This is a genomic window from Legionella spiritensis (genome assembly GCF_900186965.1).
Lineage (GTDB): Bacteria > Pseudomonadota > Gammaproteobacteria > Legionellales > Legionellaceae > Legionella_C > Legionella_C spiritensis.
Window position 1 is genome coordinate 623,956 of sequence record NZ_LT906457.1, and the last position, 15,882, is coordinate 639,837.

Here is a 15,882-nt window from a genome sequence, read left to right on the forward strand (position 1 = left end):
TTTAAGCCTTTAAAATCAACGATCTACGTTGATTACCTATTTTAGTTCAGAAGCCTTTGCGTGACCTAGATCACGTATTTACAAACTTACTTGCTGAATCCCTTGAGTATTTTGACTGGCCTGTCTGCTCTTAGGGTTTCGGGCTCATCAACTTCGGGGGCACTAATCAAGAATACAAAACGGCTCATCCCCCCTATATTTTTTCCGGTTTTGTCGCAAAACATTTTGGAACCAGTTAATTTCCATCTTTTTTGCCAGAGCATCTTGATGGTAAGTTTCAGATAGAGGCATTTTAAAAAAGACATCATATTGATGTTGGTACCTGGTTTGTTCATTGTTCTCTGAGAAAAAAAACAGAAAATTACTATTTCCCAGAAGTCTTATTCGACAAAACCCATTGCCCTACAAAACAGTTAAGTACTCTTTAAAAAGCGTTGTAGGGAGGTGTCGGCCCTGGCCAAATATATTCATAAGAATAACAATAGTTGAATCAGTTTGAGGATTATACATTATCAATGAACTATATCCGACAAATTCGCCCGTATGCCCAATCCAACCTTGGATTTCTCCTATGCCCATTCCGTACTTATCATATTCGGGACAATTAACCGGCCCTCTTCCGGGAACAGTATCAGCACATGGGGAAAAAACTATAGGCATTAGACTGGCTATACGTATATTTTGTATTGCTGGAGACAATAATTGACCTTTTCCTAACGCAATGGCCCATACATGTAAATCTTCCAAACGTGAAGTCATAGCACCTGAGGCTGCTGCACTTGTAGGACTAGTATTAGTTAGATCTTCCAGTGGAGCGAATCCATAACCATGGGCAAAGGGTTCAGGCATGGGAACAGTATTAACATAAAACGTTTGAGACAGTTTAAGTGGAGTGAGTATGCGTTGAATGATTTCATTCGCAATAGGATTATGCGTTATCATTTCAATAATGATTCCTAAAATTACTGTATTCGTATTGGAGTAATGCCAATTCGCTCCAGCAGGAAAATAGGGAAGGTTAGTATTAGCTATTGAAACAAGTTGCATAGGTAACCATACACGTGTTAAATCACTGATAAACTCACTCACAAAATCGGGATCTTCAGTATAATTAAAAATGCCGCTGGTCATGTCAGCAAGTTGTTCCATGGTTGCATTATCGTTTTGAAGACCTGGTAAAAATTGACTTAAAGGTGTGTTTAATTGAAGCAACTCCTGCTCAATCAATTGCAACATGACCGTTACAGTAAATGATTTAGTAATACTCCCTATCCTAAAATGATCAGAACGACTTATCAGTCTTGGCGTAGACAAATCAGCAAAACCATCCTCTATAATTAATTGACCTGAACCACCAACCCAGATACCAGATACTATTCCGGGAATACCATACTGTTGTCTAAATTGGTTGGTAATGGCACGTAATTGGGCTGTTGTCGTATTAGGTAAGCATTTTCCTGGTAAACAAGGGGTAATTTCGACATTCAATTGATCTTGGAAACTTGGTTGTGAACAAAGAAAAGGGCTAGGACTATTATCTCCTCCACCTTTGGTTTTACAAATAACAGGTCCTGAATGTACTGATTTCATAAGACTGGCGTTTAATTGAAGATTTAGTATGCAAGACTGGTTGGGCGCTAATAAAAAGGGATTGCTACATAATCCTGAACCTGTTAATTGATTGACTCCATCAATAGGGGACATAGTGAGTAATCTGGATATTTTGGTATTATTGACAATCTGATATTGTGCATAACTAATCTCATTAGCAAGTAGTTCATCAGGAGCTTTCTTTATTGCAATGACACTAAATGTTGGTTTTGAAACTGTATTGCTTGTGATCGCGTGCAGCTGAAAGGTTGCGAGGAATAAACCACTGCAAATAAGATATTTTAATACCTTTTTAATCATTTTTTATACCATTCGTAGTTAAATCAAAATTCAGGTATGCGCAGCCCTGGTTAAATCTGTATTATCGATTAACAATTGTCTTATCGAATTTCATGCTTTCAGGTTTTTTCGCAACTTTTTTGATGGGTTCAAGAGAGATATATTTTAGGTGCAACGATGTATTGAGTCCATAAAACAGTTCAATAATATTATTACAATCGCCTGAAAAGTATAAGATAAGAGCAACTTGTTCGATGATGTGTTATTTAAAAAATGGACAATAATGTGGGGCTGTAAATAGCTCGGGTTTTGCCGAAAAAAATTGTCTGAGCGGATAGTATCCTCATTTTTTCTTGGGGAGTATAAACGATGCTCAGTTTCAAGTGGCGACATTTTAAGCAGGATATCATTTTGATGCTGATCAGATGGTACTTGGCCTATTCATTGAGTTACCGGGACGTTGAAGAGCTGGCACTGGAACGGGGGTCTGAAAGTAGATGTAAAAGATAAGCCAGATTTGGGTTTAGATGTTTTTTTAACTGATTTTTTACCGCAAAAGCCTGTAAAAATATTCGGTCTCAGCGAACAATGGCCAGCTATGAATATGTGGTCCGAGCAGTTTTTTAGAGATCGTTATGGAGAAATAATAGTTCCAGTTAGGAAATATACGGCAACTGCATATGAAAAAATACATATGAAGCTTCTTAACTATCTTGATTATTGGAAAAATATTGATTTAGAGAATAAAACTTCACAAGATATTTTATACTTGGCTGAAATGAATCTAACAATCCGCTTTATTCATAGCGATGGCTCAGTAATATTGGAATATTATGGTAGCAGTTAAGGGATAAGTTAGATTAGCGAACTCCTTAATCATTAATGTCCTTAAAAATTTCTTTTAACAGCTCTTTATTAAAATTAAACCTAACTTCTTTATTTAATGATGAAATATAAGCGTAGACATTTATGCTTCTAGGATTTGTCTTTTTACATTCCTCTATAAAATCATATCCAAGATATCGCGCAGGTATATATTTCGCCATGCTGTATAAATTTTAGGTAAGCTATCTTCAACTGCGTTATTTTTAGGCATGCTAAAGTCAACAATGCTTAATCTTTTCCAAAAACAAAACCGTAACTATATCCATGCCTACCATCGAAGCGCAATTTTAGTGTTTCATCCACCGTGTATTAAAAAGGGAAATTAGTGGACTTATAGTCTTGTTATTCTCTGCAGGACTTTATCCTTATCAATAAAAAAATGTTTTAACGCTGCTGCAATATGGATAATCATTAAAAATATCAAAATATAACTCAGCCATTTATGTATACTTAGAAATAAAGATTCCAGCGTATCATTCGGCTCTAATAATTCTGGTAAATTAAACCCAAGAAAAGTGACGGGTAAATCAGAAACAGAAAGAAGTAACCAACCAGTCATGGGGATTATAAACATGAAGGCGTAACAAAAATATACCACACACTTTGAAACCAGCTGTTCCCAAAATGGGAGCGTTGCCAAAGATGGAGAAATATTGATAAGTCTCCAGATGAAACGAATACATACCCAAATTAATATTGATATACCTATATCTTTATGCCACTCATATAAAGTAAAACGCATAGGAATTCGGGTCATCACCAGCCCTAATATTACAACTGCAATCATAAGCACGGCCATTAACCAGTGCAGAAATATACTGATTACACCATAATGATCTTCATTATTTTGAATCTGCATGACTATGTTCTCTATAGTGTTTTAAGATATTCTAAAAGCGCATCTGTATCTTCTTTGGATAATCCTTCCTTAGGAAATCGATGTCCCTGGTTACTTAGACCATAAATATTAGTTTGATAATAAAGACGCTTTTCTTGCGCAGATTTTATAGTATCCGGAAGGCGAGAAAATTCCTTTATTTCCAGCCCTACCCTATTTTGATCGTATCCATCTTCCATTCTAAGCCAAACTGAAGGACGTTTATCCGGGTTTAACAAATGCCATAACGTTGGAACAGAGCCATTATGTAAATATGGTGCGGTAGCCCAAATGCCATCCAGTGGCATAGCAACGTAGGCATTTTTTGTTAAATTTAAAGGCGTCTTTCCATAGTATCCTATCCATGTGCTCACCAGGTGTTTTTTAAAATCGATAGATAAAAGCGTTCTTGCCGGATCTGTTCCGAGATCTTCAAGATTAATCAACCGTTCAGGATAATATCGTTTATCACCATATTTCCCATGGCAGAAGGCACATTGAGAACGAAATATCTTTTGACCCTTTTTCGCTAACTCCATATCAATTTTCCAGGGATACTTGGGAGATCGTAATGAATCAATCCAGGCAAGTATAGATTTAAAATCGTTATCCCAATGATAGATAGTCTCAGCAGGAACAGAAAAATCAAATACAAACTGCATGATATCTCGATGTGATTTCTGTACGAAGCCATCATAATAAAGGTTTTTTTTATGGTGGACATTCCAGAATGCGGGCGTATCCATAGGTATATTCAATGCCTGATGAGATGGCTTAGGAAACTGAAGTTTTTCTGGTGTAAGCTGCAAATCATTGTTCCGAACAAGCATATACAAAACAGCACCTGCCCAGGCATTGTTTACTCCTCGCACAGGATCAGGTGCTTCTGGTGGTAATATTTTTGGTGCGGGTTTTATCTTTTTATTCGATTTCACAAAAAGAAGGGCCAGGTCTTCATTAAATGTGGCAAAATTAATATGGCTATTTCCAAGTCCTAATATCACTGTTCCAGCAACCTTACCACCATGGCAGGCCAGACAGTTTATTGAAAGGTTATTTTTACTATCCCGAGTAAACTGTTGTGGTATATCACCCTTTAAACGGTCAGGACTTTCTTGAAAACCATAGCGCTTTAGAGCCATTGTCCGCCGCTCACTTTGCGACGCTTTTCTAGCCAGTGATCGCAACGGTTCTGGCCAGACAGTCCAAAGGGTATTATAATCCTCTTCATTTAAAAGTGGTGGAGCAAACGGTTTATTTAACAGGAGCCAATAACCGCGTTGTGGTAGAGATAAATTAGCAGGCTCCGGGTTCAATTTATTTGCTTTGGCATATGGCAGACAGCATAAAGTTAAACTCAACACCAGAATCCGACCTAATTTAGGCATGGATATAATTTTCATACAATTCCCTTTGACTTATATTCAACTTTATTTGACTAGATTAACTAAATATGTACCCATTATACTTCAAAATGTGGAATTAGTAGCAATGGGAAATCATAAATTCATTTTCGCATTAGGTATTTTAGTTGGGTCTTTTATTGGAGCAAATATCCTATCGACTTGTGGCATACAATTTATCTGGAGCTTATGCGGGATATTGGGACTAATTATTTTTATAATTAGTCAACCTGGCATAATTGAAAGGAAGGCCATTAATTTCAACTAATCAGAAAAACGAGGTTTATGCCTTTTCTTCAGCAGCTGTCAGCAAAGCACTTCCTATTCCAATTTTGCGAAAAAAGGCAATACATTTAAGTCCATGATTTCTGGAATTCCTTTATGAGAAAAGGGTTCATAGTGTGATATCCATTTTAGAGTAAAATAGCCTGCAATTTGGTCTTTTACATTAGCCCCTTATAGGGGGGCATTTTTGCACGCTGATTTACATATACTCTTTTGTTACTGCTTCACTGTAAAGTGCCGACCTCCTACATGAGCCCTATATTTTACTGCTATACCTTTCAATGGAAGCACAGACAGTTCCATTTCAACAAAATACTTACCAGGGATTAAATTATACACCTGCATATCTATATCCACTATTTGTGTCATGTCATCTTTGGCGGAAATAGTCTCATTTGAATTAACACAACTAAATTGATTGGTTGGTGTGTCTTTATGCGGATAGATGCAAATTTGCCTATAAATATCAAATTGTTGTTCTTCACTTCCGGCATAGTAGTTCATGAGTTGAATTTGAAATCTGGTTTTTATATTAGTATGAATGAACTGTGTTTGACGATAATCGGTATGAATCGACTCAACGGTAGGCATCAGTAACATAGATTCACATTCAACATCCTCCTTTTTATTATCTATTTTTAAAACTTGGCTTGGGCTTGAAGTCGAAAACTGAATGTCAAACTCCCCTGTCTGCCATTCCTTATGTTTTAATATAGAAAAAGCATTATCAGAATAGGCAGCAACAGCCCAGGAACTCAAAGAAAGCACAGTAATAAAGAATAGTTTTTTAATCATTTTTTTATCCTTAAAATTTAAAACGATGTGGTCCAATAGAAATATTTAGACTTATTTTCATAAGTTTAAATAACTAAAGTCATATAAACCATGCCCCATTCATAACCTTCGGATTTTAAATCAAACATTGGTATAAAACCTAATTTTTCATAGTGTCGCGCTTATACCCCAGTTGTCCCCTAAGTCCCACGGATTTGTTTAAGTATGTTTAAAAAATAAGTTTGCATTTTATCTGAATTAAATTTATACATGTTAAGAAAATCGGAAAATCTTAACATGAGGCAGATCTCATGTTAAAAAAATGTGATTTTGTTAACATGATAACAGCCTTAATATATCCGGATAATTCGGAATAGCATATTGGATAATTCGGGATAATAACCTGTTTTTTTGAATTAAAAGGATATACTCTTACTAAAGATATTTATAGATACCTAATTGGCAAGGTTTAAAATGTTCCAAATAAAATTAACCTCGAATTTTATTGAGTTATTACAAGAGTTTCGATTGTTTATCTAACAGGGCCTCGTCACTCCATTCAGACAAAATACCGTCGTAGAAAAAGAAATTTGCTAACATTTTTATTACCCTATTTACCAGAGAAAACAAGGAAAACCGGTTCAAACCCAAGATATTAATTAGCCTATAAACCTACTGAGGTTAAAAATCCTTTGGGTACTCTAGTAACCTTTTGCTCCGTAAAATCGTAAAAAGTGATTGTTGTGATCGCATTCGCTACCTCCTTATCGGTCTCACGAATCATAGCGTTATAAATTAAATTAATACTCGTTCTTTTCACCTCTCCAAGGCCTATCTTTATTAAAATTTTATCGAAGTAAAAAGCTTCATTTAGATAATTAATTATAAGGTTAGTTACCAATATACCGTAACCCTCTATATCTAACTCAGAATAGCCAAGCTTTTTTAAAAACCTTACTCTTGCCTCATGCAAAAAAGAAACAACTGAGTCATGCCCCAAATGATTCCCGTAATTGATGTCACCAATCCTAACCTCAATAACAGTGCTAAATATGCTGTTTTCTATAAAGGGGACTTTAATATTCATTGATTGACCTCTCATTTTTTATAAGTCTACAAAAATCGTCAAATTATCTTGTAGAAGCTTTAACAAGAATTGGCTGGATATAATCTCCTATCGAAGACACGGCCTCTGGCAACGGTTTGAGTTCAACTTCATTTTTATTTAAGAAAGAATTCCACATTGCTTGTCTCGATCCATCCTGACTATATTCTGAGGTCAAACCAATTGGTAGATTTTTAGGAATAGTCATCCCTCTTTGAGTGAAGGTAGAAATGATAGCATCTATCACTGTTTCTTCGTCTAGTTCTTCATTTTTCAATAATACATATAGATCCAGATAATCTTTTAATCGACTATTTGCCATACCCAATAAGGCAATTGCATGCAGCTTTTCAGCAATCACTGTATAAATTGGATAGGTTCGAATTTTTGGCGGAGGTAGATCACTTATCAAAACAGGATAATTCAAATCAATTGGGCCGGGCGTTACAACATCACCATAACCAATATCAATTTGTATTTTAATACGTGCCTTTGACAATTCAGCAAATAACTCGATTCTGGCACCTGTATATCCACCCTCTTTTTTTATAGTATTTGCTGAAACAGATTTCTCATCAAAAATGATTCCATCAGCAGCAGAAATTATGCAAATTTCTTTGAAAACACCTGTCAAATAATCAAGTTCGTTATTACCAAATCCTAACAAGTCAATATCCAAAGTAGGTCGATGTGGCATGTCGTACCATAAGTTAAATAGTAAAGCACCTTTCAATAAATATTGATTGGCATATTCAGATTGACCAATTCGGTATAGCAAACGCTCAAGACCATAACGGGTTAATACTGCATTGAAGTCAGTTTGTTCTTCTTTCGCGATATTTTTTAGTCGTGCTCGGATAGAAGCACTGATATCTTTCATCATTGGATAGCTTCTAGATAAGGACGCATTATATTGGCAACACGACATATTTTCGCATAATGCCATAGCTCATCCATTGAAACTTTGTTTTTTGAATACGCTTCTTTTAGTGCTTCAATAGCTACATCAATACCAATTGTTGTACGGTGCTTAAAGCAATCAGCTATTGTTTTGGCAGAATTGTAAACTCTCAATTTAATATTATCTGATTCTATTGTTTCAATACCTTCTTCATAAACTTCTTTTGAGTACTGAATCATTTTCACAGGGGGATAATCAATCTTTGGTGTGTGACTACCTCTAGGCATTGCAATCCAAACCTTTCGTGGTAGTTGCGTTGTTAGCTCATGAATTTGCAGGGCTGTTAGTAGACAAAATACTGCTTGCGGTACTCGGCTTGCTAGAATAACTAGACTTTCTTTTTCTGAGAACTCAGTTTCTGGTAGACAATAGAGTCCTGTTGCAATTTTTTCAAGTTTGTTTTCGCTTACAAGCCTTGAAACTGTCGCTCTGGTTATTCCCTTTTTGGTTAGCTCAGAAATTTTAATAATTCCCTTTTCTCTAACCATATTGAGAACTGTTTGTTTATAATTTTTCTCTGCATTCATACTTACATTTTGATACTTTTTTTCGTTATTTTCAAATAAGTGACGAAATTATGTATCAGAGCCTCTTCTCGTTGAAATTATAATACTTTTACAGATTTTAACTTAACTCAGCTGTCTCCATCATATGCACAAGTATAAAATTAGCAACCTGCTGCAAGATCATGGCATGAATTTTTTTAGTTTTCTTCTCAGCAATTGGATCATCTCCTCTGGCGATACTACCCAAAAGAGCTTTGGCTTGCTTTCTGCTTCTTCAACCGTCAAATTGCCGTATTTGCCTAAAGTCACTCTTTTGACCTTGCCACTGATTCTGGTTTCAACGATGAAGCTTTTCACGCCGCTTGAGGTAACTCTTAAAGCAAATCCTTTTAAACTGTCCAAGCATGTGGGACCACCTCTTACCATTTTGGAGCAAATGATTCTAACGCAGTTGCACTGCTATCTTCCATTTGCTCCATGGGACTATGCTCAGCTGCGTCTTGAAGTCCCTTCACCTCAGAATCCGAAGAGATTTGTTTTTGCGATTGTGTTAAAGACTCATCAGATAATTTATACACGTCTCCCTCGACGGTTGTCCTTGTCATCTGCTTTCCCTCAATACTTATTTTGAAAGATTGGTCCTTTTCAGGTAAAAAGTCGGTCTCTGATATTCTCAAAAGCTTTGTTTGACGGCCAGGCTGCTCGTAAACCAAACTCCCGTCTTTGACACTCATCTCGCACCTGTCACCCCAGGGGTTCGTATACACTCCTTGAAATGTTTCCAATGGCTTTTCAAATGCTTTTTGTTTATGAGTGGAAGGGTGTGCTTCTTTAAACCATTTTAAACGCAACAGTTTGGATTCCTGTTGGTTTGATGCAAAACAGGCTTTGGTAAAGTAGTATCTGGCGTTTTCAATATTGCCCTGATCTTCTGCAAGTTTTCCAGCAAGTGTTTCTTTCCATCCGGGCTCATCACTTTGAGCATGGCGAGGCATACTTTTAAATAGTTTTGTTGTTTTACCAATGGGCGCTACATTTACAGAACTAAATATTTGGTTTGCAATACTCATCCCATGTTCACAATTCGTAAAAAAAACAGCGCCTTTTCTATCAGTCACATTGATTGCGACAAAGGATCTCGTATTTGTGTTTTCACCATATTGATATGCGATTAATTTACCATCATCATCCTTGTATAAATGCCAGCCTAAGCCACATACCGGTGAGTCATTATCATCAAACGTAGGGATTTCTTTGCCTTTCGGGGGCTCAAATGCTTGTTTGAAAGTTTCATCATCAATCATTTCTAACCAAACAGCCATGAATTTCGAAAAATCATTGGCTGTTGTAAGTAGTGAGCCGGCGGCACTTGCAAGGGGTGATGTATCATCTTTAAAAGGCGCGAGGCTCTCATTGATTGTCATTGATTTTCCTAATTCGGAATGAACTAATACATTATTGGTGTCTTCCTCGGATGGGGGCAAAAATGTAGAATGGTTCATATCTATGCCTTTTGGCTTTGGGTCAAAAATATACCTTTGAGCCAACGTTTGTAAATCTTCGCCCATTTTTTTCTCGATGAACTTTTGTAAATAAAGAATGGCTTCACCTGAATATTCGTATTTCTCACCCGGTTTTGAATGAAATTTAAGGGTAGAAGAGGGGGATGAGCCTACGTTTGGCAAGCCTGATGTATGTGACAACACATGACGAACTGTTAATTCTTCGGCCTTTTCACGAGTAGCTTCATCAGGATATTTACCATCCACCATCACTCTGTCATAGGGCAGCTCTTTATATAGTTTTTCATCCAAACTGATGTATCCCTCCTGAACCAATCTTAGCACCAAATAAGTAAACACAATTTTGCTAAGTGAGGATGCTGGAAAACAGGTTTCAGCATCTGCTTCATTGTTTTTATGATCAGTAGATTGAGCATTTTTTTGACCAAAAGTGATTGAAGTATTATTAGCGCTATTATTTGCATCAACATAGGCATAGCCGATGGCCGGAATATGAGCCGGCCCTGTTATTTTTTCTAATGCCTTTTTTGGTCTGTTAAAAGGTTCACTGGATTCAGTATTTTCATCACTTTTACCACCACCATGTCCATTACAAGGTGGCGGGAACCCAAGTCCTTCACATATTGGGCAGGTGTTTTTTGGGGATTTTTGGGCGTCTTGTAATTTTGTATCATGTTTGGCTTTCATATGGTCATTCTCAATAAAAATATTATCAATGATATTATTCTACTGAGAACACCCGCTTGACGTGTATGAACTTTGTACATATTGATTGGGTGATTTAATGTTCACGCGCGTGCCATGGGAGAGTAATTGTGAACCTGGCACCTTTTAATACCGGTGATTGCGTGGCCGCAACCTTTCCATTATGAAGTGTAACAATCTTCTCAACGATAGCTAACCCCAGCCCAATATGCTTTTCTCCAATTTCAATGTTTGCAGCAGTTGTATATTCAGAAAAAATGTCGTCCAAACCATCTTCTGGCAAGCCTGGGCCATCATCATCAATATGAATTAAGATATCATTATTTTCCACATTAACGGTTAATGAGATACGATGCTCTGCAAATTTCATAGCATTTGAAATTAAATTTGTTACAGCATGCTTTAAAATATTGGGGTCAATGTCCTCATTTAATGTGTCCAAACCACTAGTATGAAGCGAAATTTCAAATCTTGAGGAACAAAACGGCTCTAATAAAGTTCTTAACCATAAGATTATATCCGTATTAGATTTTCGCAACTTAATCTCGCTTGAATACATCTTCGAGTAAATCAAAAAAGTACTGACGATACGATTCATGCCTGCTACATCTTCTTGTATGCTTTCCATTTTTTTATTGAGCTGTTTATCTTCCGTATTTTTCCTTTTGATACTATCTGTCGTCATTTGGATGGTTGACAGAGGGGTTCTAATCTCATGGGCGACAAATCGGCACATTTTTTTATGTGATTCAATCAGTTCTTTCAATCTTTCTCCCATATGGATAATGTTACTGTATAGCCCATACAAAACAGAGGTCGTACTTATCTTCTGGGGAAAGTCAAAATTCCCTTGACTGAAGTTTTCTGTTATTTGATATATTTTCTTCATGTTCCTTACAAATAGCATTGAAATAAAGGTAATAAGACAAAAAACAAAGATAAAAAAGGCTAATACAAAATAATATATGAGATCGCTAATTCTTGCGGTAATAGACAGGTATTTGAGTGGACCTATTTTAAGTATTCCTCCATTAAAAGAATAGTAAATAACACCAATTTGTGTTGTATTTGGATTTGTTTCAAATGCCAGGCGACTTGTTGATAGAGCTTTACTGACATGACTCGGCAAGTTCTTGCTCTGTTTTTTATAAACATGAATTGGGTAGCCATATTCTTTTTCCAGCTTTACTAGCGCTTCATCCCATGTATTTTTGGATCTTGATAATAAAGTGTCAACGATTTGCTCCAATCCAGGGGTCATATAATAAGAAATAATTTGCTCAGGAACTGAAAAATCGTATGCAAGTACGAATTGGCTCTTACCAATTTTTTTATACGCTGTTTTTCTTGCGAATATCAAATTGAGAAACTGCAGATCCTTACCAATCGTAAAAACTATTTTTCCATCATTTAGTTTCTTAATTTGATTCGAGTTCAGTTTCAGTGTTTGACTTGATAAGAGATAAATTCCCTCGTCTTTCTTTGCCTTCATAACAGTATCCCAATTTGACTTTGGGATGTTAACTAATTCACTTTCTAAACTATTTAAAACGCCATATGAAATGGTTTTTTGCGAATTAACCGCTATCTCTATCGTAACGGATTTCATGTATTTGAAAAATGCCAGGATAAAAACGAACGCGATTACAAAAAATGCCGTCATTACTTTGATATATACATTAAATTTCATTCCCAGGCTTCCCCGATAAAAACATACCCTTTTCCGTGTATGGTTTTTATTTTTTCCGAGTTTTCATCCCCGAGGGCTTTGCGCAGGCGAGAAATTTTTAAGTCAATTCCCCTATCCACGCCATCATATTCGCGCCCATAAAGAGCAAAACAGATATTATCTCTACTTAAGGGTCTACCTTGATTTTTGACCAGGAGAGCAAGCAATTCAAACTCGCTTGGTGCTACAGTGATTTGCTTATTACCTAACCGAATACTTTGTTGGCTTATCTTTATTGTGAGTTGCCCAAAAGTGTAAGTGTCATCCTGGGTTTTTAAATCTGGACGTCTAAGTAACGCTTTAATTCTCGCTTTTAAACGCTCCTCCGAAACAGGTTTGCTTAAATAATCATCAGCCCCTAGATTTAGGGTCTCAACTTCACTTTGTAAGTCATCAATGGCTGTGAGCATAAGAATTTTACCAGGGTAATCAAGTCGTACCGTATGACATATTTGATCGCCATTCATGCCTGGTAGCATAATATCTAAGACGACCAAGTCAGGATGCTCACGAAGAATGCGGTATGCAGCTTTGTCGCCTTGTTTCTCAGTTGATACTTGATAGCCCTCATCTTCCAGCATGTCCTGGAGGCAACTTGCCAATTTTCTATTGTCTTCGACGATAAGAATGGAAGGTTTCTTCATTTTTACCCAACCAGCTTTCTTTAAATTATAGCTTAATTATACATAAGACTCTGATTTCAATAGAGATGGTTTCGTACAAAGTATATACATATCGAAAAAATATTCTCGGCATAATAATATCATCGTTAATATTTTTACTTGAGGATGTCTGTATGAATACCAAGCATGATGCAGGCTTACAAGACACACGTAAGACCCCAAAAAACATCTGCCCAATTTGTGAGGCACTTGGATTCCCAATTTGTAAAGGACATGGTGGTGGCAAAAGTAGTGGAAGTAAAGAGGAAAAAGAAGAGCATGATGATAAAAAAATTAATGCTGATAGCACGTCCCAAATTATAATGTCTTTAGTTTTGAGTAAACCTTCCCCGGATTTAGATAGACCAGGGATAGACATTACAACTCGCTCTCGGTCATTATTAGATATTGAAATAGATGCTGGCAATAATAGGCTTTGTTTTACAAGAGGCAGCGTATCTATTGAAACCTTTAACAGGCTCAAGGAGCTTTTAGAAAATGCATTAGAGGAATTTAAGAAAGCCAACCCGGATGAATCAAAACAACTTGGCAACATCAACTTTATTGCAGATAATGAGAACATGGTCATTCAAATGCCGTCAAGTAAGCTGTTTAATTCTTTTGTTAAGCAGTTAATGCATGACAATTTATTACCCCGTCTTCGTACACCGATAACAAATATTGTAAAGCAGAATCAATCCGACTCTATGGATGATGGGCTTTCAAATCCTGCAATATCAAATACCGATAAGCACAGTGAAACACAAGACCCTAATAAAACGACAGCACCCACTCCATTGAGTATGGTAATCTCCCCGAAAAATAATTGATGTCAAAAGTAGAATTTTCTCGTAACTTAAGCGCAGGGGGGGGTACCCCCTCCCCAAAAAAATTTACCGCGGTAACAGTAATTTTTAGGAATTTATAATAAATAAATAGAGGGGAAATCAGGAAATCAATCAAATTTACCGCCATAACAGTAATTTATGGCGAATTAATGCAAAGAAATGCCATAATAAATTTATTTTTATCATTTTTACTGCTATAACAGTAATATATGATTAATTCATGGTGTTCCATGGCCACACACGAGATTGCCAATTTAGTCCATTATTACCGTAAGCAAAGCGGCTTATCACAACAGGAATTAGCCCGGTTAGCGGGTGTCGGTAAGACGGTTATATATGATATTGAAAAAGGGAAAGAATCGGTGCGTTTGAACACCTTGCTAAAAGTATTCGATGTTTTAAATATCCAAATGAAATTTGAAACGCCTTTTCCTCAAACAACGGATAATAATTCATGAGAAAAGCATGTGTATCAGTGAATGGCGTTAAGGCTGGAACATTAGAAGAACTACAAGGTGGAACATATCAATTTACCTACTTTGATGATTATCGCGGCGCACCTGTTTCTCTCACAATGCCGTTAACAAAAAAGGTCTATGATTTTGACGTATTTCCCCCTTTTTTTGAAGGATTACTTCCTGAAGGCATTATGCTTGAAGCACTATTACGTAAATATAAAATCGATAGAAATGACTATTTTAGTCAATTGATAATAGTTGGCCAGGATGTCGTAGGCGCAGTGACTATTGAGGAACTGAGATGAAACGCTGCCCTATTACTTATGAAAAGATTAGTAACCAGGAAAACTATTCGCATCGTGGATTGCATTTGCTTTCCCCCCAATTAAAAAACCTTGGTCCATTAGACTTAAGTGCTGATGAGCAGCGTCAGGAAGCTATTGCTCGAGTAGGAAAGATGTCTATTCAAGGTGTCCAAAAGAAACTAAGCGCAAAACTAAAGATTAAAGATGGATGTTTTGAAATCGTTGATCAAAATGGTCAGTATATTTTAAAACCACAAAGTGATATTTACCCGGAATTGCCGGAAAATGAAGCCATTACTATGACCCTTGCAAAGACCATTGGCCTCGAAGTGCCGGTTCATGGTTTAGTTTATTCTAAAGACAACAGTTTGACCTACTTCATTAAACGATTTGATCGAATCGGCCATAATAAAAAATTAGCTTTAGAAGATTTTGCACAGCTATCAGGCGAAGATCGACATACAAAATATAAAAGTTCTATGGAAAAAGTGATTGCAGTTATAGAACAGTTTTGTACATTCCCAAAAATTGAATTCGTGAAATTATTTAAGTTGACGTTGTTTAACTTTCTGGTCGGCAATGAAGACAGGCATCTAAAGAATTTTTCCCTAATTACTAAGGATAGAAAAATTTCCATATCACCAGCATACGATTTGCTGAACTCAACCATTGCTCAAAAAAACACCAAAGAAGAACTGGCTTTACCTCTGAGAGGAAAAAAAAATAATTTAACAAAGAGTGATTTTCTTAACTATTTTGCCATTGAAAAATTAGGATTAAATCAGAACGTCATCGATGGGATCGTACAAGAGTTTCATCAGGTAATACCAAAATGGCAAGAACTGATTGGTTTAAGTTTTTTATCTCAACCGATGCAGGAAAAATATCTCCAATTGCTAGATCAACGATGCAAGCGATTAAATTTTTTTGATTAACTGAAATCAATTTAAATTTATTTTTAAAATG

At 36.3% G+C, this 15,882-nt stretch carries 15 protein-coding genes and 2 pseudogenes; 6 read left to right on the plus strand and 11 right to left on the minus strand.

Going from position 1 to position 15,882, the window contains the following annotated elements; genetic code table 11:
- Positions 1-402 precede the first annotated feature (402 nt).
- On the minus strand, positions 403-1,911 hold the full coding sequence (locus CKW05_RS02895; RefSeq protein ID WP_058484388.1) for a serine hydrolase domain-containing protein: 1,509 nt from the start codon (positions 1,909-1,911) through the stop codon (positions 403-405).
- A gap of 348 nt (positions 1,912-2,259) precedes the next feature.
- Here CKW05_RS02895 and CKW05_RS15525 point away from each other — a divergent pair.
- Positions 2,260-2,376 (plus strand): annotated as a pseudogene (locus CKW05_RS15525) (IS6 family transposase); the annotation flags it as partial.
- On the plus strand, positions 2,351-2,737 hold the full coding sequence (locus CKW05_RS02905) for a hypothetical protein (RefSeq protein WP_058484387.1): 387 nt from the start codon (positions 2,351-2,353) through the stop codon (positions 2,735-2,737). The pseudogene CKW05_RS15525 and the gene CKW05_RS02905, both read left to right, overlap by 26 nt.
- Before the next feature lie 369 nt (positions 2,738-3,106).
- Here the strand turns inward: CKW05_RS02905 and CKW05_RS02910 are convergent, their stop codons facing one another.
- The 10 genes and pseudogenes from CKW05_RS02910 to CKW05_RS02965 form a co-directional block, all read right to left on the minus strand.
- Entirely contained in the window at positions 3,107-3,634 is a 528-nt protein-coding gene (locus CKW05_RS02910) for a cytochrome b (protein WP_058484386.1), read from the minus strand.
- Between the two features lie 11 nt (positions 3,635-3,645).
- Positions 3,646-5,055: a c-type cytochrome gene (locus CKW05_RS02915; protein ID WP_058484385.1), complete on the minus strand. Its 1,410-nt coding sequence runs from the start codon at positions 5,053-5,055 to the stop codon at positions 3,646-3,648.
- Positions 5,056-5,556: 501 nt separating this feature from the next.
- Positions 5,557-6,135 (minus strand): hypothetical protein, encoded by a 579-nt coding sequence (locus CKW05_RS02930; RefSeq protein ID WP_058484383.1) that lies wholly within the window; start codon positions 6,133-6,135, stop codon positions 5,557-5,559.
- 643 nt (positions 6,136-6,778) lie between these two features.
- A complete protein-coding gene (locus CKW05_RS02935) occupies positions 6,779-7,201 on the minus strand; it encodes an acyl-CoA thioesterase (RefSeq protein ID WP_058484382.1) in 423 nt (140 codons plus the stop codon).
- Between the two features lie 43 nt (positions 7,202-7,244).
- Positions 7,245-8,102, minus strand: a complete 858-nt coding sequence (locus CKW05_RS02940; protein WP_058484381.1) for a nucleotidyl transferase AbiEii/AbiGii toxin family protein — start codon at positions 8,100-8,102, stop codon at positions 7,245-7,247.
- Positions 8,099-8,707 carry a type IV toxin-antitoxin system AbiEi family antitoxin domain-containing protein gene (locus CKW05_RS02945; RefSeq protein WP_058484380.1) on the minus strand — a complete coding sequence of 203 codons (609 nt, stop codon included), beginning with the start codon at positions 8,705-8,707 and terminating at the stop codon, positions 8,099-8,101. Before CKW05_RS02945 ends, CKW05_RS02940 begins: the two co-directional genes overlap by 4 nt.
- A gap of 139 nt (positions 8,708-8,846) precedes the next feature.
- Positions 8,847-9,085, minus strand: a pseudogene (locus CKW05_RS02950) (Arm DNA-binding domain-containing protein); the annotation flags it as partial.
- A 20-nt stretch (positions 9,086-9,105) separates the two neighbouring features.
- Positions 9,106-10,896 (minus strand): serine hydrolase domain-containing protein, encoded by a 1,791-nt coding sequence (locus tag CKW05_RS02955; protein WP_058484379.1) that lies wholly within the window; start codon positions 10,894-10,896, stop codon positions 9,106-9,108.
- 94 nt (positions 10,897-10,990) lie between these two features.
- Entirely contained in the window at positions 10,991-12,604 is a 1,614-nt protein-coding gene (locus tag CKW05_RS02960; RefSeq protein ID WP_058484378.1) for a sensor histidine kinase, read from the minus strand.
- Positions 12,601-13,287 carry a response regulator transcription factor gene (locus CKW05_RS02965; protein ID WP_058484377.1) on the minus strand — a complete coding sequence of 229 codons (687 nt, stop codon included), beginning with the start codon at positions 13,285-13,287 and terminating at the stop codon, positions 12,601-12,603. The genes CKW05_RS02960 and CKW05_RS02965 overlap by 4 nt, the downstream gene beginning before the upstream one ends.
- Positions 13,288-13,439: 152 nt before the next feature.
- Here CKW05_RS02965 and CKW05_RS02970 point away from each other — a divergent pair, with 152 nt between their 5' ends.
- The 4 genes from CKW05_RS02970 (at position 13,440) to CKW05_RS02985 (ending at position 15,851) form a co-directional block, all read left to right on the plus strand.
- Positions 13,440-14,135, plus strand: a complete 696-nt coding sequence (locus tag CKW05_RS02970; RefSeq protein ID WP_058484376.1) for a hypothetical protein — start codon at positions 13,440-13,442, stop codon at positions 14,133-14,135.
- Positions 14,136-14,383: 248 nt separating this feature from the next.
- Positions 14,384-14,611 (plus strand): helix-turn-helix transcriptional regulator, encoded by a 228-nt coding sequence (locus CKW05_RS02975; RefSeq protein ID WP_058484375.1) that lies wholly within the window; start codon positions 14,384-14,386, stop codon positions 14,609-14,611.
- On the plus strand, positions 14,608-14,916 hold the full coding sequence (locus CKW05_RS02980; protein WP_058484374.1) for a HipA N-terminal domain-containing protein: 309 nt from the start codon (positions 14,608-14,610) through the stop codon (positions 14,914-14,916). The genes CKW05_RS02975 and CKW05_RS02980 overlap by 4 nt, the downstream gene beginning before the upstream one ends.
- Positions 14,913-15,851, plus strand: coding sequence for a lpg2370 family Dot/Icm T4SS effector (locus CKW05_RS02985; RefSeq protein WP_058484373.1), 939 nt, complete (start codon positions 14,913-14,915; stop codon positions 15,849-15,851). Before CKW05_RS02980 ends, CKW05_RS02985 begins: the two co-directional genes overlap by 4 nt.
- Positions 15,852-15,882: the final 31 nt, after the last annotated feature.